This window comes from Verrucomicrobiota bacterium (assembly GCA_016871535.1).
Lineage (GTDB): Bacteria > Verrucomicrobiota > Verrucomicrobiia > Limisphaerales > SIBE01 > VHCZ01.
This window is the reverse complement of the sequence record VHCZ01000008.1, coordinates 1-25,009: the sequence shown is the minus strand read 5'-3', so window position 1 is coordinate 25,009 and position 25,009 is coordinate 1. Positions and strand designations below refer to the sequence as shown.

General features: G+C 60.5%; 17 protein-coding genes and 1 pseudogene. 16 read left to right on the top strand and 2 right to left on the bottom strand.

Annotated features, from left to right (window positions below; translation table 11 throughout):
* The first annotated feature begins 25 nt into the window (after positions 1-25).
* Complete coding sequence (locus FJ398_02295; GenBank protein ID MBM3836788.1) at positions 26-5,881, top strand: hypothetical protein; 5,856 nt, start codon at positions 26-28, stop codon at positions 5,879-5,881.
* Between the two features lie 335 nt (positions 5,882-6,216).
* Here FJ398_02295 and FJ398_02290 read toward each other — a convergent pair whose 3' ends face one another.
* Complete coding sequence (locus tag FJ398_02290; GenBank protein MBM3836787.1) at positions 6,217-6,438, bottom strand: hypothetical protein; 222 nt, start codon at positions 6,436-6,438, stop codon at positions 6,217-6,219.
* A 42-nt stretch (positions 6,439-6,480) separates the two neighbouring features.
* Between FJ398_02290 and FJ398_02285 the strand changes: the two genes are divergently transcribed.
* From FJ398_02285 to ureG, 11 genes are all read left to right on the top strand, one after another.
* Positions 6,481-7,779 carry a hypothetical protein gene (locus FJ398_02285; GenBank protein ID MBM3836786.1) on the top strand — a complete coding sequence of 433 codons (1,299 nt, stop codon included), beginning with the start codon at positions 6,481-6,483 and terminating at the stop codon, positions 7,777-7,779.
* Between the two features lie 50 nt (positions 7,780-7,829).
* A complete protein-coding gene (gene urtA / locus FJ398_02280; GenBank protein ID MBM3836785.1) occupies positions 7,830-9,077 on the top strand; it encodes an urea ABC transporter substrate-binding protein in 1,248 nt (415 codons plus the stop codon).
* 49 nt (positions 9,078-9,126) lie between these two features.
* Positions 9,127-11,403, top strand: coding sequence for an urea ABC transporter permease subunit UrtB (gene urtB / locus FJ398_02275; GenBank protein ID MBM3836784.1), 2,277 nt, complete (start codon positions 9,127-9,129; stop codon positions 11,401-11,403).
* A 136-nt stretch (positions 11,404-11,539) separates the two neighbouring features.
* Positions 11,540-12,715: an urea ABC transporter permease subunit UrtC gene (urtC, locus tag FJ398_02270; GenBank protein ID MBM3836783.1), complete on the top strand. Its 1,176-nt coding sequence runs from the start codon at positions 11,540-11,542 to the stop codon at positions 12,713-12,715.
* Positions 12,712-13,476 (top strand): urea ABC transporter ATP-binding protein UrtD, encoded by a 765-nt coding sequence (gene urtD, locus FJ398_02265; GenBank protein ID MBM3836782.1) that lies wholly within the window; start codon positions 12,712-12,714, stop codon positions 13,474-13,476. The genes urtC and urtD overlap by 4 nt, the downstream gene beginning before the upstream one ends.
* Positions 13,477-13,719: 243 nt before the next feature.
* A complete protein-coding gene (locus tag FJ398_02260) occupies positions 13,720-14,475 on the top strand; it encodes an ABC transporter ATP-binding protein (protein MBM3836781.1) in 756 nt (251 codons plus the stop codon).
* 200 nt (positions 14,476-14,675) lie between these two features.
* A complete protein-coding gene (locus tag FJ398_02255; protein ID MBM3836780.1) occupies positions 14,676-15,722 on the top strand; it encodes an urease accessory protein UreD in 1,047 nt (348 codons plus the stop codon).
* A 145-nt stretch (positions 15,723-15,867) separates the two neighbouring features.
* Positions 15,868-16,740 carry an urease subunit gamma gene (gene ureA, locus FJ398_02250; protein MBM3836779.1) on the top strand — a complete coding sequence of 291 codons (873 nt, stop codon included), beginning with the start codon at positions 15,868-15,870 and terminating at the stop codon, positions 16,738-16,740.
* 268 nt (positions 16,741-17,008) lie between these two features.
* Positions 17,009-18,724: an urease subunit alpha gene (ureC, locus tag FJ398_02245; protein ID MBM3836778.1), complete on the top strand. Its 1,716-nt coding sequence runs from the start codon at positions 17,009-17,011 to the stop codon at positions 18,722-18,724.
* 210 nt (positions 18,725-18,934) lie between these two features.
* Complete coding sequence (locus tag FJ398_02240) at positions 18,935-19,771, top strand: urease accessory protein UreF (protein ID MBM3836777.1); 837 nt, start codon at positions 18,935-18,937, stop codon at positions 19,769-19,771.
* 24 nt (positions 19,772-19,795) lie between these two features.
* Positions 19,796-20,530, top strand: a complete 735-nt coding sequence (ureG, locus tag FJ398_02235; GenBank protein ID MBM3836776.1) for an urease accessory protein UreG — start codon at positions 19,796-19,798, stop codon at positions 20,528-20,530.
* Positions 20,531-20,893: 363 nt separating this feature from the next.
* Here the strand turns inward: ureG and FJ398_02230 are convergent, their stop codons facing one another.
* On the bottom strand, positions 20,894-21,853 hold the full coding sequence (locus tag FJ398_02230) for a tyrosine recombinase XerC (protein MBM3836775.1): 960 nt from the start codon (positions 21,851-21,853) through the stop codon (positions 20,894-20,896).
* Between the two features lie 351 nt (positions 21,854-22,204).
* On the opposite strand from FJ398_02230, the pseudogene FJ398_02225 reads away from it, so the two are divergent.
* The 4 genes and pseudogenes from FJ398_02225 to FJ398_02210 all read left to right on the top strand — a co-directional run bounded on the left by FJ398_02225 (position 22,205) and on the right by FJ398_02210 (position 24,796).
* Positions 22,205-22,324, top strand: a pseudogene (locus tag FJ398_02225) (prepilin-type N-terminal cleavage/methylation domain-containing protein).
* 44 nt (positions 22,325-22,368) lie between these two features.
* Positions 22,369-22,884, top strand: a complete 516-nt coding sequence (locus FJ398_02220; GenBank protein ID MBM3836774.1) for a response regulator — start codon at positions 22,369-22,371, stop codon at positions 22,882-22,884.
* Positions 22,885-23,237: 353 nt separating this feature from the next.
* Positions 23,238-23,420 (top strand): hypothetical protein, encoded by a 183-nt coding sequence (locus tag FJ398_02215; GenBank protein MBM3836773.1) that lies wholly within the window; start codon positions 23,238-23,240, stop codon positions 23,418-23,420.
* On the top strand, positions 23,417-24,796 hold the full coding sequence (locus tag FJ398_02210) for an arylsulfatase (GenBank protein MBM3836772.1): 1,380 nt from the start codon (positions 23,417-23,419) through the stop codon (positions 24,794-24,796). The genes FJ398_02215 and FJ398_02210 overlap by 4 nt, the downstream gene beginning before the upstream one ends.
* Positions 24,797-25,009: the final 213 nt, after the last annotated feature.

Here is a 25,009-nt window from a genome sequence, read left to right as displayed (position 1 = left end):
AATCGTGCTCAAATCCCGCCGACTTATGCCGCTCTTACCTGCTGCCATCGGGCGCGTCACCGCGATCACCTTGTTTTTCCTCCCCCTCGCACCCGCAAACGCGGATACCCTTTTCCCGTTGGGCGCGCCCTGGAAATATTTTCGGGGCACGGCGGATCCGTCTCCGGGCAACACTTCTGCCTGGCGCCAGCGCGCTTTCGCCGATTCTACGTGGACCCAAGGCAACGCGCCGTTCGCCTACGGCGAACCGTCCTTTCGTGGCACGGACCTGACGGGCATGCAGGGCAGTTACACGACGCTCTACCTCCGAAAATCCTTCAACGTCCCCGACCCCACGGCCCTCGCCAGTTTGCAGCTTCGGACGGTGGTCGATGACGGGTTCATCGCCTGGATCAACGGGGTCCGCGTCGCGTCCACCAACGCGCCGGCCAGCGACGCCGGGTTGACGCGGACGAGCGTGGCCACGACTTCGATTGAACCTTTCGAGGCGGCCTTCGATCTGCCCGCTCCGTCCAAGTACCTCGTTGCGGGGGAGAACACGCTGGCGGTGCTTGTGCTCAATGGCGCGATTACAAGTTCCGATCTGGTTTTCGACGCGGAATTGACTTCGACCGAGAGCGTGCCGGTGCCGCCGACGATCACCGGGGTCGTTCCGGAGCCGGGGGTCGTCAACGAACTCACGTCTGTCTCAGTGACCTTCAGCGAACCGGTGACCGGGGTTCGCGCGGGAGACTTTCTGATCAACGGGATTCCCTCGGCCAACGTCTCCGGCGGAGGGGCCAGTTACACCTTCTCATTTCCGCAACCGCCGTTCGGGCCGGTGGACATTGCCTGGGGCGCGCTTCATTCCATTACCGACCTGGGCAATCCGCCGCAGCGTTTCGACGCCGGTGTTCCCGGTTCGAGGTGGGCTTACCAGTTGATCAATCCCGCCGGGCCCGCGTTGACCCATATCTTTCCCGTTCCAGAAACCACTTTGCGCAGGCTGGGCGAAGTGGAGATCAGTTTCACCCTCCCGGTCGATGGCATCGATGCCAGGGACCTGCTTCTCAACGGAGTTCGCGCCACGAACGTCGCCGGCGTCGGCGCAGGGCCGTATCGGTTTATGTTTGCCTCAGCGCCGGCGGGCGAGGTGACTTTGTCGTGGAGTCCGAACCACGGAATTGTGTCAGACGACGCGGTGTCGGTCGCGTTCACGGGCTTTTCCTGGAAATACCGCATCAATCCGGTGTTGCCCGCCGCCGGCGTTGTCATCAGCGAAATCATGGCCGAAAACCAGACCGGTATCACGGACGAGGAGAAAGATCCGGAGGACTGGATTGAGTTGCACAATCGCGGTGCGCAACCGGTCAATATCGGCGGTTGGTCGCTCAGCGTGGATCGCGAAGAGGAAGGCCAATGGGTGTTTCCACCGACGACCATCCCCGCCGGCGGGTTTCTGGTGGTCTGGGCTTCAGGCAAGGATCGCCGCGAGCCTGCGCCAGGTCAGCGGTTCCACACGAATTTCAAATTGAACCCCAACGGCGATACGCTCCAGCTTTTCGGCGCGGAGTTGCCCAGAGCGGTCGTGGATGAACTGACGTATCCGGAGCAATCCCCGAATCATTCCTATGGACGTCAGGCCGGCACAACCGCCGAAGCCTGGAGCTACTTTGCCGTGGCGACGCCCGGCGTGGCAAATGGCGTGAGTACCGTCACGGGCAAAGTGGATGAAGTCCACTTCAGCGTGGAACGCGGCTTTTTCAGCGCTCCGTTCAATCTCAGCCTGGCCAGCCGCACGCCGGGCGCCGAGATTAAATATACGCTCGATGGCAGCCCGCCCGCGCCCACCAACGGCGTGGTGTATGTTTCGCCGATTCAGATCACGACCACCCGCATCGTTCGCGCGGCGGCCTTCGCCTCCGACCAACTTCCCTCGCGCGTGCGGACCCACACTTACTTGATGAACCAGGCGGCCAACCGACGGCTCCTGCCCGTGCTGTCTCTCGTCACCGCGACCAATAACCTGTATGGCCGCACCGGGATCATGGAGTTTAATCCGCGCAACACGACCAAGCACGGCGCGGCCTGGGAACGGCCCGTCTCCGTCGAATGGATTCGCCCAGAGGACAACGGCGGATTCCAGCTCGACGCGGGCATTCGCGTGGCGGGCGGCGATTATATCCGCGGCCTCTACACCTACCGCGGCAGCAGTCTGCCGCAAACCAAGTATTCCTATCGCCTTTATTTTCGCGGCGATTATGGCCCCGGTCGATTGAACTATCCGGTCTTTCCTACTTCGACGTTAGAATCGTTCAACACCCTTCACGTTCGCGCCGGGATGAACGATCACTCGAATCCGTTCATCAAAGACGAATTCATCCGCGCGTTGAGCCTGGACGTCGGGCTTGCGGCGTGCCACGGCACGTTCGTCCATCTCTTCCTGAACGGCGTCTATAAGGGGCTGTACAACCCTACCGAACGCGTAGATGACGATTTTCTCCAGGCGTACCATGGCGGGGGCAAACTCTGGGACGTGCTCGGACCCAGCAACGCCGCGATCCGTGGCGACACCGCGGCCTGGAGCCAGTTGCGCACCGCGGTCCGCTTTCCAGATCTGACGATTCGCTCCAACTACCTGGATGTGGCGACGCGGATGGACCTGGCGAATTTCATCGACTATCTGCTGCCGCTGATCTGGGCGGACAACGACGATTGGCCGCACAACAACACTCGCGCGGCCCGCGAAAGGAAACCGGGCTCGAAGTTCCGGTTTTATCCCTGGGACGCCGAGTTCGCTTTCACCGCTCATTCCGTGAGCTATGATACCATTGCGACCACGCTGTCCACTTTGAGCCCGCCGTGGGGCACGACGGATTACCAGGCGATGTTCAACTCGCTGAAGAAATCGCCGGAGTTCAAACTGCTCTTTGCGGATCGGATCCATCGCGCCTTCTACAATGACGGACCACTGACGGACGCCAGGATTCGCGCCCACTACAATGGAATGAAAGCTCAGGTGACCAACTCGATCTCCGGCTTCAGCGATGTGATCGGGACCTGGATCACGGGCCGAAGGCGATATCTGACCAACATGTTCATCAAGGCCGGATTCCTCGCTTCATCCAATGCGCCGGTCGCGAGTCAATTTGGCGGACGCGTTCCGGCCGGCTATCAACTTGCACTCAAGAATCTCGATGGAGCGATCCTCTACACGACGAACGGCATTGATCCGCGTATGCCCTTCACGAGCGTGGCCAGCGACGCGGCCATGGAATACCGCGCGCCGATCACCGTAACCGGCCCGCTCCATCTGCTGGCGCGCTCACTGGCCGGCACGAACTGGAGCGCGGTCCTCGATCTCGAGTTCGAAAGCACCCAGCCCGGCAATCCGGTTCGGATCACCGAAGTCATGTACAATCCCCCGGGCGGCGACGCCTACGAATATCTCGAACTGGAGAATACGGGCGGCCTGGCGGTCGATTTGAGCGGGTGCAGTTTTGGCGGAATCGGATTTAGGTTTCCCACGCCGTTCCCCGAACTGAAGCCGGGCGGGAGACTGGTTCTCGCCAACGACGCCCGGCCTGCGGACTTTCAACGCCGCTATCCGGGCCTGAGCGTCGCGGGCTGGTTCTCCGGTTCCCTGGACAACGGAGGCGAGCGCATCGTGCTGCGCGACCTTTCGGGCCGGACTATCACGGCGGTGGAGTTTCGCGACGCGCATCCCTGGCCGGTGGTCGCGGATGGCACTGGCGCTTCGATTGAAGTGGTCGATGCGCAACGCGAACCGGATGATCCGTCCAATTGGAAAGCCAGTGCTCCAGGCGGTTCGCCGGGCGACGCGAATGCGCTGGCCGCGCCGCCGCGGATCCAGATCAACGAACTTCAGCCGGGCACCGACCGCGATTGGCTCGAACTGCACAATCCCGGAGCCACGGCCGTGCAAATCGGCGGCTGGTCGCTCACCGATAACTCCGATCCGCGGCAATACGTGTTCCCGGCAGGCGCCTCTATCGCCGCAGGCGACTATCTGCGGATCGACTGCAACCAGGGCGCTTCAGGCGGTCCTCTTAAAGCTTCGTTCGGTTTGAACCGCGACGGCGAGACGGTCGCGCTCTTTGACGGCGCAACGAATCGCGTCGATGTCGTCTGGTACGGCGCCGTGCCCGATGGCTACACCGCCGGCATCGTGAATGGTCGTTTGACCTTGTGTGAACCGACGCCCGCGGGCCCCAACGAACCGGTGGCGCTCGGCGGTTTGAGCGGACTGAAGATCAACGAATTCCTGGCGAACCCGGACGGCGGGGACGACTGGATCGAACTTCATAATTCGAGTTCGCTCCCGGTCGCGCTGCAAGGCTGCGCGATTGTCACCAGCAATGCGTTGGCCCGCATCGCTTCGCCGGTGTTCATCGGGGCGGGCGGCTTTGCGGTGTTTCGCGCCGATGAAAACTCCGGACCGGATCATTTGGAGCTGAAGTTGCCTGCATCCGCCGGCCTGATCGCCTTGCTCGCTCCGAACGGCCAGGAGTTGGATCGGGTCACGTATGGCGCGCAGGCGACTGGCATTACCTTTGGCCGGCTGCCCGATGGCACGGGAACGTTTCAGCCGCTCCAATTCAGCGCCACGCGCGGCGCGAGCAATTATCTGGCGGAATTGGGAACACGGCTGCGCATTTCTGAATTCCTCGCCCGTTCCTCGACCGGACCGGATTGGGTGGAGCTCGAGAATGTTTCCGGAGGATCGATGGCTCTGGCTGGATTCTCGCTTGGCGCCGAGTCCCCGGCGGGACCCCTTGTTCGATGGGCGCTGCGCCCCGAAGCACAGATGCGAGCCGGTGAACGAATGATAGTTTATTTCGGACCCGCGCCCGCCCGCTTCACTGTGCCGCCCAATGCGCATTCCTTCCCCGCGCCGCTCAACGACGACGGCGCCGTGCTGAGCATCCGCGACTCACTTGACCGCGTCGTCGATCGCATTGAGTACGGCCTGCAAGTCGCCGATCGCTCCGTGGGGCGCGTGAGCCAGCAATGGGTTTTGCTCTCCGCGCCTACGCCCGGTCAGGCCAACGCGCAGCCGGCGGCGCTCGATTCGGGAAACGAATTGCGGCTGAATGAATGGCTGGCCGGCGGCGGCGGAACCAATGACTTCGTCGAGGTGTACAATCCCGCCGCCTTGCCCGTCAGCCTCGAACGCTGGGTGCTGACGGATGATCCATCGCTGCGAGGCGCGACCAACAACCGGCTGCCTTCACTCACGTTCATCGATGCGAAGGCCTTCGTGCGCTTCAGTACCGACGGCACGCGAAATCGTGGTCCGGCTTACACCGCCTTTCAACTCGACCGTTTTGGCGAGACGATCCGCCTGCTCAATCCGAGCGCGCAAATCATCGACAGCATCGATTTCGTCGTTCAATTGGATGGCGTCTCTGAGGGGCGATATCCCGACGGCGCTTCGCAGACCGTGCGCTTTCCCGGTTCGCCGACGCCCGCCGCGCCGAACCGCATTCTGCCCGGCGATGCGGACCGGGACGGCATGGACAACGTCTGGGAAGCCCTCAACGGCTTCGACCCCACGTCGGCGGCAGATGCGACAGCCGACGCGGATCAGGACGGCATGAGCAATTTCTCGGAGTTCCTGAGCGGCACCAATCCACGCGATGCTTTCAGCCGTTTCCGAGTTGATGCGGCGGCGTTCAGCGGAGGAGCAGCCGGCATCCGCTTCGCGGCTCAACCTGGGAGGAGCTATCGCGTGGAATATTCAGATGGGATCGCGCCGCCGGCGTGGACGCTTTTGGAGAACGTGTCCATCAGCGATGGACCGCGGGAAGTGGTGGTTACAGATCCCGCGCGATTCGATCAGCGTCCGACGCGCTTCTACCGCGTCGTGATCCTGCGGTAGCAGCGAGCCGACTTAATTGGCTGCGACAACTTTTCAAACATTGGGGAAGCGCACCTGGAAGCCGCGGCCTGAAACACAACCGATCGCCACGAGCCAGGTAATGGCAGAAAGCATGGCACATGCTGTGAATGGACACCTTCACAAACGGATCGAACACGTAGAATCCCTGCTGCGATGGGGACAGGTCAGTGAGCCTGATCGGAGAAGCGAAGGTCTTGTTTCCTGATCTTCGTTTCCTTCGTTTGCTTTTGTTAGCATCTGGATCGTTCTGGTCAAGGGCTTCTCCGATGTCCGAACCGCCTCTGCTCCGATTTGACCAGCGTGCGTTTTCCTGGTCACGCTTCGATTCCATTAGACGGCGTGGGCCGCGCGTTTGCTCCCTTTGTTCGGTGCGCGCGCTGGTTTTTTCGGAAGAATTCTCCTGCCAAATTCCATTCCGCCGCCGTGTCCGGACCGCTTCGATGAATGGTCTTCATCGAAAGCATGACTTTTTTGCCGGCCACTTCCGCGTCCATCCGATTCTTCGGCATGTCGGCTGCGAGTAACGCGTCATGCATCCGGATGCGCACGTCAGCCAATAGTCATCAATCCCATCATTCATGAGAAAAAAAACCAAACCCACTCCATTCAAACGTTCCCTCTCGAACCCGGTGAGAATCGGGGCCTGCCTCGGCGGCGCCCTGCTCGCCGCCGGGCCGATCACGGCTCTGGCCCAGGATCCGGGCCGATTTGAGAAACTGGAACAAGAAAACCAGGATCTTCGCAAGCGATTGGACGCGCTGGAAACGGTCGCGAAAAAGGAAGGCATTCTGCCCAGCGCCGCGGATAGCTCCGCGACCCCCATCAAAGCGCTGTCCGAAATCACGGTCAGCGGCTTCGTCCAGGCCTCCTATTTCTACAACTTCACCGAGCCGTCCGATCGCAAGGGCAACGGATATCTCTGGAACACCACGCACAATTCATTTTCGCTGAACAAGGTCAAACTCACGCTGGCCAGCCCGGCTGCGGAGCGCAGCGGTGACACCTGGGGCGCCGGTTACCGCGCGTCCCTCATCTGGGGCGAAGACTCGCCGGTGTTGAACACCGGCTCGCCCACCGCGGGCTTCGAAGCCGTGCGCGAGGCTTACGTCGAATTGAACGCACCCATCGGAACGGGACTTAACATCAAGGCCGGCCAGTTGATCTCGTTGCTGAACTGGGAATCCGGCGACGGTGGCGCGGCGAATCCGAATTTCTCCCAAGGTTATCAATGGTTCTTCACCGGGAACGGCCCGGCCGCAGGCGTTCAGGCCGGTTACACGTTCACGGACTGGCTCGATGTGAAAGTGCGGGTGCAAAACGGCATGTACGCCGGTCCCATCGACGGGAACAACGGCAAGACCGTCATCGGCAGCATCGGAATCAAGCCGTGCTCCAAAGCATGGATGAACCTCATCGGCTTCGGCGGCGACGAATCCACGACCATGAGCGTCAAAGGCGGTTCGGTGATCGGCGGCATGGATATCACCGAGCAATTCCACACCGGGTTCGAGTTCGACTATTTCGTGTTCGATCCCTCGGTTGGCGCGTCGGCGGACCTGTGGTCCGCGGGCGGTTGGGCCTGGTACGATTTCACGCCGAAGGTTGGCCTTGCGCTGCGCGGGGAGTACCTGGACGACAAGGACGGGGGCGGCATCAAAGGCATTGCCTTTCCCGGCGCCAGCCGCGTGGGCAGCGCCGTCACGTCGCCGGATGCCGACGGAGATATCGCCAGCGTCGCGCTGACCCTCAACTGGAGACCGGCGCCCAATGTGAAAATCCAACCGGAAATTCGTTACGACCACACGACTTACACGGGCGGCTTCGACGGGAAGAAAGACCGGGTCGTGGTCGGCGTCGGTGTCACTTACCTCTATTGATTGGCAACAAAACAAACTTCAAAACCACTCCACTGAACTCGAAATCGCCCATGAAAAACACACTCAACAAACTGCTCGCCCTGGCGGCGCTCTCATACACCGCCACGGCAGCCGAGACCGTCAAAGTCGGCGTGCTGCACTCGCTCAGCGGCACGATGGCGATCAGCGAAACGTCCCTGAAAGACGTGTTGCTCTTCACCTTCGATGAAATCAACAGCTCCGGCGGCATCAAAATCGGCGGAAAAAGCCACAAAATCGAACCGGTCGTCGTGGACCCCGCCTCGAACTGGCCGCTCTTCGCTGAGAAAGCCGAACAACTGCTCGTCAAAGACAAAGTCGCGGTGGTATTCGGCTGCTGGACCTCGGTGAGCCGCAAGTCCGTGCTGCCCGTCTTCGAGCGGAACAACGGCTTGCTCTTTTACCCGGTGCAGTACGAAGGGGAAGAACAGTCGAAGAACATCTTCTACACCGCGGAGGCGATCAATCAGCAGGCCACTCCTGCCGTGGATTTCTTGATCGCGGATGGCCGGAAGAAGTTCTACCTCCTGGGCTCGGACTACGTGTATCCGCGCACAACGAACAAAGTGCTCAAAAAATATTTGCGCGCGAAAGGATTCCGGGTGCCGGAGGAAGGCGAGGCCTTCGATCCCGTCAAGCACGACGTGTATGAAGAGTACACGCCGTTCGGGCATCAGGATTACCAGACCATCGTGGCCAACATCAAAAAGTTTTCCGCCGGCGGCAAGGCCTGCGTCGTCAACACGCTCAACGGCGACACCAATGTGCCGTTCTTCAAAGAGTTCGCCAACGCTGGGTTGACTTCGGAGAATTGCCCAGTCGTCTCCTTCAGCATTTCGGAAGACGAATTCCGCAGCCTGCCCACGAAGGACCTGGTCGGCCACCTGGGTTGCTGGACTTACTTCCAAACCGTCAACACGCCCGAGAACAAGAAGTTCACTCAGGATTTCTTCGCCTGGCTCAAGACCAAAGCGCCGGGCGACGTGAAAAAGGAAGGCCGCGTGACTTGCAGCCCGATGAACCTCTCGCGCATCGGAGTGTATCTCTGGAAGCAAGCGGTCGAGAAGGCGGGTTCGTTTGAGGTGGACAAAGTTCGCGGCGCCATGGTGGGTCTGAAATTCAAGGCACCCACGGGCGAAGTGACCATGCAGGCCAATCATCACTTGAAGAATCCCGTGTTCATCGGCGAGACGCTGCCGAACGGACAGTTCAAGATCATCAAGTCGCTCGGCGCAATTGCGGGCGAACCCTGGAGCGAGAAGTTTTTGCCGAAGCTGTAACGCGCCCTTTTCTGTGCATGGATCCTGTGCTTGCTCCACGAGGTCCTGTATGGGTGCTGGTGAGAGGGGTGGGCCGGAGGCGGCCCACCCCTTGTTTTGTCGGACGACAACAACCGCGAATTGGACCATGAACCAGAGGGGACACTCCTCCGCGCGACAGGGTCTTGGACTGCCTCAGTCCTCTGCCGCTTTTGAATTCCTCCCGCCAAACGCCCGGCGCCGCCGCGTCGAAGCGGCGTTTTGGCGCCTCGCAAAAGTGGGAGGACCCTGCTCCTTGCACGCAATTATCCCATCTGGAATCCCAACGGGATTCTGCCCCAAAGCCCAGGGTTGCGAGGAGCAGAGGCGACTGGTGGAATCCAAAACCTCGAGGACGAACCGTGATTCATGCGAAGTTCCCTTGGTTTCAGAACCATGCGCTCGGCTCATGAACCCGGTAGGGCGAATCCGTCCCGGCGAGCCGCTCGACGTGCATGGAACACGTCCGACTCGGCTCGCTGGGGACAGGCTCGCCCTACCGTCTGGTTCAAAGGAAGCTCTGAGTGACTATCGGACCTGCTTGCGGCCCACGAGCCCACCCCTTCCCCTGCCAGGAGGGGAGTTCTGTCCGGCGTCGCAGGTCCCAGTTCCCCTGGAAGGAGCGAAGGGGTGGGTGGGTTCACAGGGAGCCTCCATGATCTTCGCCTTTCTCCTCTTGCTGACCGCCAGCTTCACGCACGCCAATCCCGCCGAACGCGCGAACTTGCTCAAGGCCATTTTCGACGACGGCGGCAACCAGATCGGACTGGTGCAATCGCTAGTCAGTTCGAGCGATCCCCTCATCGCTCAAACGCTCGCCGCGTGGCCCAAGGGCGGCGTTTTCGTCCACGAAACCAACGACACAAAAATCGCTTACATTCTCGACCCGCAGGGCGACGAACAAAACCGCCAGAAAGCGATTAGCGTCGCGGACGGAGAATTGCTAAAGGACGGTTCCGGAAAACCGTTGCTCTTTTCGGAGAGAGACCTGAGGCCGGTCGATACCACGCGTTCCTTGCGCAGCGCCATCAAGCGCACGCTCGACTTGATGGCGCTTTCCAATCCGGATCCCAAATTCCGCCGCGACGCCGCCAATCGCCTCGGCTTCGAGCAGAACTCGGATTACGTGCCCGTCTTTCAAGCGCGCCTGGAGAAGGAAACCGTGCCCGTCGTGCGCAAAGCGTTGCAGGAGGCCGTCGCGATCACGCAGTTGGCCAGCGAGGACGCGCCGACTCGGCGCAAAGGCATCGAGACGCTTGGCGAACTGAGGTCGATCAGCGCGCCCACCTTGCTGAAAAGAATTCTGGCTGAAGCCAAGGCCGACCCGAAGAAATACGACGCCGAGACCGTGAAGGCCGCCGGCGCCTCCCTGGCAAAGATCGAAACTTACATGTTCTGGGGCGAAACGGTGGGACGCATCTTTCGCGGCCTCAGCCTCGGCGCGGTGTTGCTCGTGGCGGCGCTGGGGCTGGCGATCACGTTTGGTTTGATGGGCATCATCAATATGGCCCACGGCGAAATGATCATGGTCGGCGCCTACGCGGCTTTCGTGACGCAACGCTTCTTTCTAGACGACAAGCTGCAACCGCTCGCCTTCTTCGATTGGTATTTCCCGCTCGCGCTGGTCACGGGTTTCCTTTCCGCGGGAGCGATTGGCCTGATGTTGGAGCGCGGCATCATACGCTTTCTCTACGCCCGCCCGTTGGAATCGCTCCTGGCGACGTGGGGTGTCAGCCTCATTTTGCAGCAGGCGTTCCGCCGCATCTTCGGCGCCGCGAACGTCTCCGTGATCTCGCCAGGCTGCCTGAAAGGGACGTACGAGGCCTGGGACATTCTCTTCGCTTACAATCGAGTGTTCCTGATCCTCTTCGGCGTTCTCATCGTGGTCGCGACTTATTTGCTGATGAATAAAACCGCGATCGGCCTGCAAATCCGGGCGGTGATGCAAAACCGCAACATGGCGGCGTGCGTCGGCGTGCGAACGGACCGCATGAACATGATCACCTTCGCGTTCGGGTCCGGGTTGGCGGGACTGGCGGGCGCGTGCCTTTCGTTGATCGGGAACATCGGCCCGCAGCTTGGCCAATCCTACATCGTGGATTGTTTCATGATCGTCGTCCTGGGGGGCGTGGGCAACTTGGCGGGAACGGTCTGCGCCTCCTGGGGCGTCGGCACCACGGATCAAATGCTGCAACCGTTCATGGGCGCCGTGCTGGGCAAGATCACCGTGCTGGTCGCGATCATCCTGTTCCTGCAATGGCGGCCCGCGGGATTGTTCGTCACGCGGACCCGCGGTCTGGAAGGGTAGGAGGGCATTTATGATTTATGATTTACGATTTGTGAGTGGCTATGGGCAATTGGCGATTGGCGATTGGCGATTGGGTGATTGGCGAATCGGGGTGATGAACTTTGGAAAAAATCATAAATCATAAATCACAAATCCAATGCCCCTGCCCAAACGCGAACTACTCTGGCTGACGCTGCTGGCCTTGATCGGCCTGGTCGTCCTGCCTTGCCTGAACGCGTTCGTGCCCAAGGAAAGCGCTTTCCACGTCAGCAGCTTCGCCATTTCGTTGTATGGAAAATACCTGTGCTACGCCGTGGTGGCGCTGGGCGTCGGCATTCTCTGGGGTTACACCGGCCTCCTCAGCCTGGGGCAATGCCTGTTTTTCGCGCTCGGCGGTTATGCGATGGGCATGCACTTGATCCTCATGATCGGCGAGCGCGGCGTTTACAAGAGCCGGCTGCCGGACTACATGGTGTTTCTCGAATTCGACAAGCGTTTTCCGGAAACCGGCGGGTTGCCGCCCTGGTTCATTCCATTTCAGAACTTCACCTTCGCTGCGGGCGCCGTGATCTGGGTGCCTGCGCTGGTCGCGCTGGTCTTCGGCGTTCTCGCCTTTCGCGCGCGCATCAAAGGCGTCTATTTCTCGATCCTGACCCAGGCGCTCACTTACGCCGCGTGTCTGATGTTTTTTCGCAACGACTTCACGTTCGGCGGCAACAATGGATTCACCGATTTCAAAGATGTGCTCGGCCACGATCTCAATGCGCCCGGGACCAAACGCGCCTTGTATATCGCGTCGGGTCTGCTGCTCCTGGCGACGTATCTTCTGTGCCGCTGGATCACTTCCACCCGGTTCGGCAAAATCCAGCGCGCGATCCGGGACAGCGAGAATCGCGTGCTCTTTTCCGGTTACGCGACGGCGAATTTCAAGCTCTTCATCTTTGTGTTCGCCGCCATCATTTCAGGCGTCGCCGGCGCGCTTTACGTTCCGCAAGTCGGCATTATCAACCCCAGCGAAATGTCCCCCGACAAATCGTTGGAAGCGGTGGTCTGGGTCGCGGTGGGAGGGCGCAACTCGCTCGTGGGTCCGATTCTGGGCGCTCTGGGCGTGAACTGGCTCAAGAGCTACACCACCCATTCTTGGCCGGAATACTGGCTCTTCATTCTGGGCGGCTTGTTTGTGTTCGTCACGCTCTTCACGCCCAAAGGAATCGCCGGTCTGCCGGAACAATTCCGCGCCTTGAAGCAGCGCTGGTTGCCGCGTTCCTCTCCGGCATTGTCAGCGAAAACCGAGGCGCCCAACGGGCCGGTGGCCACGGAGGATCTCCCGTGAAACCCGAATTCATCCTCGCAATCGAAGGCGCCAACAAGACGTTCGATGGCTTTCAAGCCATCCGCGACCTGAATTTCTACATGGACCGCGGCGAGTTGCGCACCGTCATCGGCCCGAATGGCGCGGGCAAAACCACTTTGCTGGACCTGATCACGGGCCGGAGCAAGCCGGATTCCGGCAAAATCGAATTCGAGAAGGATACGGATCTGACGCGCCTTAACGAATACCAGATCAACCGGCTGGGCATTGGGCGCAAATTCCAGACGCCGTCCGTTTACACGGATCACACCGTTTTCGAGAACATTCTCCTTTCGCTCCAAGGCAACCGCGGCGTTTTCGCGGCGTTGTTCTCGCGCGTCACCTCGGCGCAGCGCGATCAAATTCAGGAGATTCTGAACACAGTCGGCCTCGCGGACAAAGCGGATTGGATCGCGGGGAACCTTGCGCACGGCCAGAAGCAGTGGCTCGAAATTGGCATGTTGCTCGCCCAGAACCCGAAGTTGCTGCTCGTGGACGAACCCACCGCCGGCATGACCGACGAAGAAACCGCGCGCACCGGCGAACTGCTCATGAGCCTGGTTCCCAAGCACAGCGTGGTCGTCATCGAGCACGACATGACGTTCGTCCGCCAAATCGCGCGCAAGGTCACGGTGCTCCACGAGGGCAGCGTTCTTTGTGAAGGCACCGTGGACCAGGTGCAAAGCGACGAACGCGTGGTTGAGGTATATCTGGGGAGGAAGAAGAAGGCGGAGGCCGCGTGAATTCGGTAATCAGTAATCAGTATTCAGCGGTCAGTTTTCAGTCCCCCGGGCTCCGTCATTGGCAATTGGCGATTGGCGATCATTCCTGGACGCGCCGCATCAATTGGCGAGCCGCCGCAACCGACTGCAGACTGCCACCGACCGCTGATTGAAAGACCAGAAAGCCAATAACCAATCCCCCATAGCCAACACCCGACCGCAAACCACTGAATACTAAACACTGATTACTGATTACTGAACAAAATGCTCTCCCTCACCAACCTCAGCGTCAGTTACGACGGCTCACGCATCTTGCGCAACGTCAGCCTGACCGTGCCGCCGGGCCAGGTCGTCTGCCTTATGGGCCGCAACGGCGTCGGCAAAACAACCACCCTCAAAGCCATCGCGGGCGTCGTTCAAACCGATTCCGGTTCCGTGAAGCTCGGCGACACCAAACTCGTCGGCCTGAAGCCGGAGCATCGCGCCCGCCACGGACTCGGCTACGTGCCGCAGGGACGCGACATCTTTCCGAACCTCACGGTCCGAGAAAACCTGCGCATCGGCGCTATTGCTCAAGGAAGGAAAATCAACGGAGAAATGGATCGCGTGCTCGAATTGTTTCCCGTCCTGAAAGAAATGCTCCAGCGCAAGGGCGGCGTGCTCAGCGGCGGCCAGCAGCAGCAGCTTGCGATTGGCCGCGCGTTGCTGACGAATCCGAAGGTGTTGCTCCTGGATGAACCGACCGAAGGCATCCAGCCCAACATTATCGATCACATCGGCGAGACAATTAAAAAGCTCCGTTCGAACGGCTTCGACCGCGGCGTCAAGGAAGCTCTCGGAGAAGCGATCGATAAAGTCCGCGCTGAAGGGAAAATGGGGATTCTCCTCGTCGAGCAATATCTTGATTTCTGCCTGGAGGTCGGCGACAGCTTCTACATCATGGACCGCGGTTCCATCGTCGCTAACGGTCCCGTTTCCGAACTCAATGACGACATCGTCAAGCAACACCTGACCGTATGAGGGATGGGTTAGCGCTTTTCGCTGTGCCCGGCGCCCGGGCACTTTCCCGCGAACCAGGTAGGGCGAGCCTGTCCTCAGCGAGCCGGTCTGAACGTATTTCAAGCGCGCGGAGCGGCTCGCCGAGACGGACTCGCCCTACCTTTTTCACGCGGTGTGAGCAGTCGTTTTCGAAACCATGGAGATCCTTACGACCGTGAGCCATGATCGCGCCGACCGACATCTACCGAGGCACGGCCGGGCACGCCGTGCTCGAAGTCACGCAGGTCGCCGGAGAAAGCGCCGTCACTTCCGCCTTCGCCACGAGTCCACTCAAACTCTTGACGCCTCGGACGCGGGGCCGAAGCGTCTGGGCCTTCGCAAGCAGTTTCGGCGGCGGCCTGGTTGCTGGCGACCAGACGCGCCTTGACCTGCGACTTGGAGCGAGCGCCCGATGCTTTGTCGGCACGCAAGCCTCGACAAAAATCTACCGCAATCCGAGCTGCCGCCCCTGCGGTCACGTAACCCAGGCTACGTTGGAAGCCGGATCGTTTTTGGTGTTTGCGCCCGACCCGGCGCAGCCGTTCGCTCATTCCACTTACAGCCAGCGCCAGGAGTTTCACCTTGGTCCTGACGCGGGTCTTGTGCTTGTGGACTGGTTTTGTTCTGGCCGCGTCGCGCGCGGCGAGCGCTGGGCGTTCCAGCGCTTTCAAAGCCGAAATGAAGTCTGGAGCATTCAAAAACGAACCTCTCGGGGAGTGCCAGAGCTTGTCCCTCACCTTGATCCTCCCCCGCTGAGGGAGGAAATCGTGTCCTCTGCGCTCGCAGAAACAGCGCCCATTGCCCCTCTCCCAGCGGGAGAGGGTTCGGGTGAGGGAGAAGCAACCGATTTCGATGCCGTTCAGAGAATTGAGAAGCGCGCCGCACAAACCATCCGACGCGGAAGACCCCTCTTCCTGGACTCATTGCTGCTCGACTCCGCCGAGGGCTCTCTCGAGAGCCGGCATCGCACGGGCCGTTTCAACTGCTTCGCGCTGTTGCTGGTTCTCGGCGCGCCCGTTCGTCGCATCGCGGCCCAAATACTGGAGAGCGTTTCCGGGCAACCCGTCCCTCGCGGTGGAACGGTGGTTTTCAGCGCCAGTCCCGCGCAGGACGGCGGCGTCTTCCGGGTCGCTGGAAATCGAGTCGAAGAAGTCGCACGCGAACTTCATCGCCACCTCCTTCCCGTCGCTGAACTCCTCGGCGATGATCCCTTCGCCAGAAAGTGGTGACAAAGCGCGAGAAGGTTAAATGGGTATGAGAGTTAAATAAGCTAAATTGGGCAAAAGGCCGCCGTGCATTTGGCTGGCGCAAACCGTTCAATCTCTTCCACTCATTTAACCACTTGACCCATTTAACGATTCAACCCATTACAAAATGCACTTATCCCCCCGCGAAATCGAAAAGTTGATGTTGCACAACGCCGGTTTTCTCGCACAGAAACGCCTCGCCCGCGGTCTGCGCCTGAACCATCCGGAAGCCGTTGCGCTGATCGCCGCCGTCTTGCTCGAATTCATCCGCGAAGGCAAACGCGTCGCCGAACTCATGAACCTGGGCCGGCAGTTGCTTGGCCGCAACCAGGTTATGTCCGGTGTGCCGGAAATGATTCACGAGGTGCAGGTGGAAGGCACGTTCCCGGACGGCACCAAACTCGTCACCGTGCATCACCCCATCGCAAGCGAACATGGCAATCTAGCGCTGGCCCTGCACGGCAGTTTTCTGCCTGTGCCGGATATGTCCAGATTCAAGGACGAACTTCCGCTTAACGAACCCACCCCGTCACCCCTCCCAGGAGGGGAAGCTGAAGCAGGCGCGACAATCGTGGCTCCCCTCCTGGGAGGGGCTGGGAGTGGGTGGGTTCGTAGGGAGGAAGTATTCGCCGTCCCCGGCGCTTGCGCTCCACTCGAAGGGGAAATCGAACTCAACGCCGGCCGCGCGACGGTCGAGTTGCCCGTGACAAATCTTGGCGATCGTCCCATTCAGGTCGGCAGCCATTACCATTTCATTGAGACGAACGCCTTTCTGGAGTTCGATCGCGCCAAAGCCTACGGCAAACGCCTCGATATCCCTGCCGGCACGGCCGTCCGATTCGAGCCCGGCGAAACCAAAACGGTGAAGCTCGTGGACATCGCCGGCGAAAAAATCATCCGCGGCGGAAACAATCTTGCCAGTGGCCAGATCTCAGAGGCAGGTCGAAAGGCCGCATTGGCACGGGCAAAACAGAAGGGATTCGCCACGACGAAATCATGAAATTGTCCACCGTCGGAGATTCAGATCAGATGGGGAGCGCACGCGCCGCGCGTGCTGGAGTCGGCGCCCTCGCCGACTCTATTCCATCGAACTGAACCATCCCATTCAGTGCAATGGTTTCAACGACGATCCGACTGGCGAGGCGCCAGTCGCCACACGCGAGGGCGCGTGTGCTCTCCAGTTCCAACAGAATCGTTCCGGCTTAAGTGCGCTCGATCAGATCTCACCGATTTAACGATTTAACCTTTTTTAACCCATTTAACGTCCCATGCCTCACAAAATGAAACGGCGGCATTACGCCGAAATGTTCGGCCCGACCACGGGCGACAAAGTCCGGTTGGGCGACACTTCCCTGGTTTTGGAAATTGAAAAGGACCACACCACTTATGGCGACGAATGCAAATTCGGAGGCGGCAAAGTCATTCGGGAAGGCATGGGCCAGGCCGCCGGCGTGGGTGACCAGGACGCGCTGGATTGCGTCATCACCAACGCGCTCGTCGTGGACCACACCGCCATCTACAAGGCCGACATCGGCATCAAGAACGGCTTGATTAGCGGCATCGGCAAAGCCGGCAACCCGGATGTCATGTCAGGCGTCACCCCTGGAATGATCGTCGGCGTCACTACTGAAGTCATCGCCGGCGAAGGGTTGATCCTCACCGCCGGAGGCCTGGATGCACACATTCACTTCATCTGCCCGCAGCAAGCGCATGAAGCCATCGCAGCCGGACTGACCACAATGGTCGGCGGCGGGACCGGGCCAGCCGTCGGCACGTGCGCGACGACGTGTACGCCCGGTTCGTTCAATCTCCGGATGATGCTGCAAGCCGTGGACGATTTGCCGCTCAATTTCGGGTTCACCGGCAAAGGCAACACCGCCTTGCCCGCCGGTCTCCCCGAACAAATCGAAGCCGGCGCCATCGGTCTGAAGTTGCACGAAGATTGGGGCACGACGCCGGCGGCAATCGATTGTTGCCTGGGCGTCGCGGACGAACACGACGTCCAGGTGACCATCCACACGGACACCTTGAACGAATCCACATTTGTCGAAGGCACGATTGCCGCCTTCAAGGGGCGCACCATCCATACGTATCATTCGGAGGGCGCAGGCGGCGGGCACGCGCCGGACATCATCCGCATCTGCGGCGAACCGAACGTGCTGCCCAGCTCCACCAACCCGACGCGCCCGTACACGGTGAACACTATCGACGAACATCTCGACATGCTGATGGTCTGTCATCACCTCGATCCGAACTTGCCCGAAGACGTCGCGTTCGCCGAGAGCCGCATCCGCGGCGAAACCATCGCTGCCGAGGACATCCTGCACGACCTGGGCGCGATCAGCATGATGAGCAGCGACAGCCAGGCCATGGGCCGAATCGGCGAGGTGATTACTCGCACCTGGCAGACGGCGGACAAGATGAAGCGTCAGCGCGGACGCTTGCCCGGCGAACGAGGCGAAAACGACAATCTCCGGGTCAAACGGTATCTCTCGAAATACACCATCAATCCGGCCATCGCCCACGGCATGAGCCACCTCATCGGCTCAATCGAAGTGGGTAAGTTGGCTGATCTGGTGTTGTGGAAGCCCGCGTTCTTCGGGGCCAAACCGGAGATGGTCATCAAGGGCGGCGTCATTGCCTGGTCGCAAATGGGCGATCCCAATGCGTCGATTCCGACGCCGCAGCCTGTTTTCATGCGCCCGATGTTCGGGAGCTTCGGCCGAGCCTCGGGGCCGTGTTCCATCGCTTTCGTCAGCCAGTCTTGCCTGAGCAAAGGAACCGCCCGAAGCTATGGCCTGACGAAGCGCATCGAAGCCGTCAAAGGCTGCCGCAAGATCGGCAAGAAAGATCTGAAATGGAACAACGCCACGCCGGAAATCGCCGTGGATCCGGAAACCTACGAAGTCCGCGCGGACGGCGAGCTGCTCGCGTGCGAACCGGCCAACGTGTTAGCGCTCGCGCAGAGGTATTTCCTCTTCTGACTTAGCCGTGTCTGTGCAATCGAAATTGGGGAGCACACGCGCCCTCGCGTGTATCGACCGGCGCCTCGCCGGTCGATACGTCGTTGGAACGGTTAGGTCCTGCAATGGCGGTTTCGGACGGAAGCCCGAGGTCGGCGAGGGCGCCGACCTCGGCACGCGAGGGCGCGTGCGCTCCCCATCGATTGAATCGTTTTGGTGTAGCAGCGAAGTATGGAGGCATTGACTCAACAATCCGCGATCGATCAACGCTTTCTCACGTCCGCATCGGGACGGAATGACTGGCTCGTGTGGCAACTGGCGGATTCGGCCTTTCCGACCGGCTCGTTTGCGCATTCCGCGGGACTGGAAGCGGCCTGGCAGCATGGCGAAGTGCGGAACCGTGTGGAGCTTGTCTCTTTTCTCGAAGCCAGTTTGCGCCAGCTCGGCCACAGTTCCCTGCCTTTCGTCGCCACGGCGCACGCCGAGCCGGAGCGGCTGGAGGAATTTGATGAACTGTGCGACGCGTTCACGACGAATCACGTCGCCAACCGCGCAAGCCGTCTGCAGGGCAAAGCCTTCTTCACTGCGGTCGAGCGGATCGTGAACGTAGGGCAGGCTTCCAGCCTGCCGGTTCTGGCGGCATCTTGCCGCCAGAACGACGGAACAAAGATGCCCACTCAGCCGGTTTCGAGGATGTCTGCCCTGCAGTCTCAAACGACTTCCAACGACCCTTCGCTCAATTGGGCAGGCTGGAAGCCTGCCCTACGTTACTTCCACTACGCCCCTGTATTTGGCGCCGTGACAAACCGGCTTGGCCTCAACCGCGAACTCGCCACGCGGCTTTTCTTCTTCAGCCACCTGCGCTCATTGCTCGCCGCAGCCGTGCGGCTGAACGTCGTCGGCCCCATGGACGCACAGGCGATCCAGCTTCAGCTTTCGTCCCACGCCGAAGCCATCCGCACGCAATGCGAGCGGCTTGCGCTCGATGATATTGCCCAGACTTCACCACTGCTCGATCTTTGGCAAGGAACGCAGGATCGACTTTATTCGCGACTCTTTCAAAGCTGACTAATTCCGTGTCACAGGACTAAAATGAAATCCACTCTACTGCTTCATTTCGGAGACCACCATGGCAAGGGCCATCCTCCCGAACACCCGGATCATCCCGGCCATTTTCATGAGCGGGACCTGCCGCTGGACCGCGATTTTCATCGGAGGGCGTTCACCGTTGGCGTCGGCGGCCCGGTCGGAAGCGGAAAAACCGCGCTCATGCTCCAACTCTGCCTCAAGCTGCGCGACCGCTTGAACATCGCCGCTGTGACCAACGACATCTTCACCAAGGAGGACGGCGAATTCCTGATTCGGCATCAAGCCCTGGACGCCCAGCGAATTCGCGCCGTTGAAACCGGCGGTTGTCCGCACACGGCCATTCGCGAGGACATCTCGGCCAACTTGCTGGCCTTGGAGGAACTGCATCAGAAGTTCCGTCCGGACGTCCTCCTGCTCGAATCCGGCGGCGATAACCTGGCGGCGTGCTTCAGCCGCGAACTCGCCGATTACACCATCTACGTGATCGACGTGGCGGGCGGGGACAAGATTCCGCGCAAAGGGGGGCCGGGCATCACGCAGTCCGACCTTCTCGTCATCAACAAGACGGATCTGGCCAGCGCCGTGGGCGCAGACCTGGGCGTGATGGAACGCGATTCCAAAAAGATGCGCGGCAGCGGGCCATTCGTGTTCGCGCAAGTGAAGCACGGTGTGGGACTGGACGAGATCGTTGGCCACGTCCTTCACGCCTGGCAACACGCCCACGGCGTGCCGCATTGAGAACGGCGGTTCGAGTTAAATAACAGGAGACAACGGAGGGAACGGAGAAAGAGTTTCGTGCCGGCACCGGACAGCCTTACAGTAAGAGCTGGACACTGCACCGTGTAGTTACTCGGTCTCAACGAGCGATCCAACAACCGTCTTGGCTTCCCATGAATCGCCGGCTCGGACCGTGGCCTTTAGGCCGCTTCAACGCCGAACTCCAGAGCGCGGCCGGAAGCAGCCTAAAGGCTGCGGTCCGCGCAGTGCTCGGTTCATGGGCCGTGTGCATGGTTGGGAACCGTGGGGGCTTCCCATGAATCCCCCGGCCCTTCGGCGCCCTTCGGGCCTTCGCCTCGAATGAAAACACACCATCGGCGCCGCTCAGGCCCGGGGATGCGCCTCGTCGTAGGCTTTCTTCAGGCGTTCGGTCGTCACGTGCGTATAGACCTGCGTCGTCACCAGGTGCGCATGACCGAGCAATTCCTGCACACTGCGCAAGTCCGCGCCGGCATCCAGCATATGCGTGGCGTAGCTGTGGCGGAGTTTGTGCGGCGTCAAACCCGGATCCAGTTTGGCAATCTCCAAATAACGCTTGAGGCGAAGCTGGACTAATCTCGGATACATTGGCTTCAACTTCTCCTCATCGGTCAGAAAGACCGGCACCGCCCCGATCGGCGGCACGGAAAGCTGCTTCCAGTAAAGCTGGATCGCGGTCAGCGCGGGTTTGCCAATCGGGATGACGCGCTCTTTCTTGCCTTTGCCGCGCACGCGAACGACTTGTCCGGCCCAATCGATGTCCTCGGCCCGCAGCCCGCACAGTTCGCTGACGCGCAGGCCGCACGAGTAAATCGTTTCCAGCAGCGCCACGTCGCGGAGAAACGGGGTCTCAGCGACGGGCTGATCCGAAGCTCGCTTCAACAGATCAAGTTCCAGGAGCGGCGCCTTGAGCAAATCCAGCATCTGCGACGCGGTCAGGAATCGGGGCAGCCGTTTTTCCAATTTCGGCAGCGCGATGTTTTTGATCGGCGAAGTCTCCGCCCCGCCGCGGCGCACCAGGAATTTGTAGAAGGAACGCAGCGCGGAGAATCGCAGTTGAATCGCGGCCCGGCTCAGGTTATTCCGGCCCAGGAATCGGAGGTAAGCTCGAAAATCATCGCGTTGGAGGCTCGGCCAGGACGGCGGCGCCTGGCGCTCTTCCTGGAACCACCGGCAGAATTCGGCCAGCGCCTGGCGATAATTCCGCTGCGTGTAAACCGACGCCGCTCGCTCCACGCTCAGGTGATCGAAGAACTGGCGGAGCGATTTGTCCGAATCCACGGGATCGGAATCGGGTCTGGCCATGCCGATCACCTTAACCTGGAGCAAGTGCGAAGTCGAATCGCGCTGTTGACGCTGATCGAAACGAAGGCGCCATGACCCCGTACTCCTTCACAGAGCCGGAACGATCCAGTTGGAACTCTGGGGAGCGCACGCGCCCTCGCGTGTTCCGACTGGCGCCTCGCCAGTCGGAAGGACCGCGTCAGATGGTCCCTTCGATGGTGACTTGCTCGATGGCACCATTGTGGTCGGCGAGGGCGCCGACCACAGCACGCGAGGGCGCGTGCGCTCCCCATCGGTCTGAATCATTCTGGCTGAGGGATTACTCATTTCCTGAGTTGCCGGAGGAGTCGTGATCTGAGTAATGCCATGCGCATGAAACGGAGCTGTCGGTTAGGCTTTACGCTGATCGAACTGTTGGTCGTGATCGCGATCATCGCTGTGCTGGCCAGTTTGCTTCTTTCGGCGCTTTCCCATGCCAAAGCGCGAGCCCGAGCAATGAGTCAGCACGCACGAATTCAAATAGACCGAAGCAGATTATGAAAAAGGCGATTCGGATTTTGTTCGTGGAGGATGTCGCGCGGGACGTGGACTTGATTCTGGCGGCGTTGCGCGGCGGCGGGCTGGCGTTTCGCTTCAAGCGCGTGCAAACCCGCCGGCGCTACGTTTATGAGAGCGAACATCACCCGCCGGATTTGATCCTTTCCGATTACGGAATCCCCGGCCTGGGCGGTTTCACGGCGCTGGCCATCGCCCGCAAGAAATGTCCCCGCGTGCCGGTCGTGCTCGTGTCCGATCAAATCGGCGTGGGCGCGATCATCGACACGTTAAGGAGCGGCGCGACCGGATGTGTTCTCAAGCGGCGGCTCGACGTGAACCTCCCGCATGTGGTGCGGCGGGCCTTGAGCGAGGCCGACGATAACACCACCGCGCCGAAGTCTCGGTGGCTCAACCGTGCTTCCGTGGTGTTTTGGAGGCCGACTCTCGAAATAGCCCTGGCAACCAAAACGGCGCTTACCAGATGTGCCATCTCGGATCGAAGCGGACCCCAATAAGCCCGATCAAGAAGCGTCAACAATTTCGACGTAGCCAGATGAGCCGCTGGCTTCGGAGCCAATCGCTCCAAGGACCGACGCCGTTTTCCATCTTATTTCTGCCGGCGGATCCGAGACCCCAGAGTTTCTGCGGGGAAGAGCTACCTCGTTTCCGGAAGGGCTGCCTCACCCAGCGCGCCTGACGCCGCAGAAAAGCGAGAGCCCGATTGAATGCCGCGCTGCCGCGCTGGGAGTTCAAAGTTTAAGGTTTCAAGTTCAAGGTCTGTGCCTGAAAGTTTGCCAGGAAAGCAAAAATCTGTTGGATTGTCGCGAAACACACGAGAGCAGGAGATTTGAGGCGGAAGGCCGGCTAGATGAATAGATCGTTCTCTCCAACCACATCGCTTTTCGTGTCGTTCGTGTGTTTCGTGGCTTCTACTGCCCAGGCTCCGCTGGTTTCGGTGGCTGCCGCCGAAGCCGCCTCCGAGTTGCTTTTCGAGGAAAACACCGGGGAACGATTCACATTCACCGAGAAGCTGCAGCGAAGATTACCATGAAATCGAAACTCGCCTTCTTCTGTATCTTGCTCGCCACTGGGGTCTGCTCGGAGGCAGCCACTGCCACCGCCTCCGTTCGCCGCCCGAACATCGTTGTCATCCTCGCGGACGACCAGGGCTGGGGCGATTTGAGCGTGAACGGCAATTCCAATCTGTCCACGCCGAACATCGATTCGCTCGCCAGGACCGGCGCGATCTTCGATCGATTCTATGTGTGTCCGGTGTGTTCGCCGACGCGCGCGGAATTCTTCACGGGCCGCTATCACCCGCGCGGCGGCGTGCGCGGCGTCTCGACCGGCGGCGAGCGCCTGGATCTCGACGAAAGGACCATCGGCGACACGTTCAAGGCCGCCGGTTACGCGACCGGCGCGTTTGGCAAATGGCACAACGGCACGCAATGGCCGTATCATCCCAACGCCCGCGGCTTCGACGAATACTACGGCTTCACCTCCGGTCATTGGGGCAGCTATTTCGATCCGCCCATGGACCACAACGGAAAGCCGGCGAAAGGCAAGGGCTACATCACGGACGACCTGACCGATCACGCGATCCAATTCATCGAGAAAAGCAAGGATCGCCCGTTCTTCTGTTATGTGCCTTACAACACGCCGCACTCGCCCATGCAGGTTCCCGATCGCTTCTACCAGAAATTCGCCAAGGCCGATTTGAAAAAGCGCAGCCACGACGCCGGCCAGGAAGATCTGGACTTCACGCGCGCCGCGCTTGCGATGTGCGAGAACATCGACTGGAACGTCGGCCGCATCTTGCAGCGCCTCGACGAACTGAAGCTGGCCGACCACACCATCGTGATTTATTTCAGCGATAACGGCCCGAACAGTTGGCGCTGGAACGGCGGCATGAAAGGCCGCAAAGGCTCGACCGACGAAGGCGGCGTGCGTTCACCGTTTCTCATTCGCTGGCCGGGCCGCATTCCGGCGGGAACGCGCGTGCCGCAAATTGCCGGGGCCATTGATCTCTTGCCGACGCTTGCGGACCTTGCGGGTATTTCGATGGCGAGCCAGAAGCCGCTCGACGGCATCAGCCTCACGCCGCTGCTATTGGGCAAACCAATCCCTGGTAAGGACGCGTTCCGCCGCGTCCCTGACTCTTCGCCCGGACCGGAGACAAAAGTCAGGGACGGAGTGAAATCCGTCCCTACCCAGATCGCGGAAGGAGCCAGTCACTTTTTTCACGAGCTTCCCGTGGTGGCAGCTCGAGCCGCGCGACGAACTGGCCGGAGAGAACACGTTGCTCCTCGCCGAGGCTGGCCGCCGCTACGTGGCGTATTTGCCGAAGAGCGGCTCGGCGAAATTCACGCTCGCTGCCGGAAACTATTGCGCTCGCTGATTCAATCCGCGCCTGGGCACCTGGCGTGATTTGCCGCCTGTGGCGCAGAGGACCGAAGGCGCATGGTTTTCTCCACACGCGCCCGATGCAGGTGATTGGGCGCTGTTGTTGGACGCGCGTTGACTCATGGGAAAAGCTTACCGAAGGGGATCTGAGTTTTGGTTCGGCTGACTCATCATAGTGTGGACTGTTTTCGGACCTGGCGGAACAGAGCTTTGAGCTGCTCTTCCAGCGTGGTTTTC

What these genes read in the sequence shown, in the direction of transcription:
- FJ398_02295 (MBM3836788.1), top strand. Translation starts at nt 26, where the DNA reads ATGCCGCTCTTACCTGCTGCCATCGGGCGCGTCACCGCGATCACCTTG.
- FJ398_02290 (MBM3836787.1), bottom strand. Translation starts at nt 6,438, where the DNA reads ATGCATGACGCGTTACTCGCAGCCGACATGCCGAAGAATCGGATGGAC.
- FJ398_02285 (MBM3836786.1), top strand. Translation starts at nt 6,481, where the DNA reads ATGAGAAAAAAAACCAAACCCACTCCATTCAAACGTTCCCTCTCGAAC.
- urtA (MBM3836785.1), top strand. Translation starts at nt 7,830, where the DNA reads ATGAAAAACACACTCAACAAACTGCTCGCCCTGGCGGCGCTCTCATAC.
- urtB (MBM3836784.1), top strand. Translation starts at nt 9,127, where the DNA reads ATGGGTGCTGGTGAGAGGGGTGGGCCGGAGGCGGCCCACCCCTTGTTT.
- urtC (MBM3836783.1), top strand. Translation starts at nt 11,540, where the DNA reads ATGCCCCTGCCCAAACGCGAACTACTCTGGCTGACGCTGCTGGCCTTG.
- FJ398_02260 (MBM3836781.1), top strand. Translation starts at nt 13,720, where the DNA reads ATGCTCTCCCTCACCAACCTCAGCGTCAGTTACGACGGCTCACGCATC.
- FJ398_02255 (MBM3836780.1), top strand. Translation starts at nt 14,676, where the DNA reads ATGATCGCGCCGACCGACATCTACCGAGGCACGGCCGGGCACGCCGTG.
- ureA (MBM3836779.1), top strand. Translation starts at nt 15,868, where the DNA reads ATGCACTTATCCCCCCGCGAAATCGAAAAGTTGATGTTGCACAACGCC.
- ureC (MBM3836778.1), top strand. Translation starts at nt 17,009, where the DNA reads ATGCCTCACAAAATGAAACGGCGGCATTACGCCGAAATGTTCGGCCCG.
- FJ398_02240 (MBM3836777.1), top strand. Translation starts at nt 18,935, where the DNA reads ATGGAGGCATTGACTCAACAATCCGCGATCGATCAACGCTTTCTCACG.
- ureG (MBM3836776.1), top strand. Translation starts at nt 19,796, where the DNA reads ATGAAATCCACTCTACTGCTTCATTTCGGAGACCACCATGGCAAGGGC.
- FJ398_02230 (MBM3836775.1), bottom strand. Translation starts at nt 21,853, where the DNA reads ATGGCCAGACCCGATTCCGATCCCGTGGATTCGGACAAATCGCTCCGC.
- FJ398_02220 (MBM3836774.1), top strand. Translation starts at nt 22,369, where the DNA reads ATGAAAAAGGCGATTCGGATTTTGTTCGTGGAGGATGTCGCGCGGGAC.
- FJ398_02215 (MBM3836773.1), top strand. Translation starts at nt 23,238, where the DNA reads ATGAATAGATCGTTCTCTCCAACCACATCGCTTTTCGTGTCGTTCGTG.
- FJ398_02210 (MBM3836772.1), top strand. Translation starts at nt 23,417, where the DNA reads ATGAAATCGAAACTCGCCTTCTTCTGTATCTTGCTCGCCACTGGGGTC.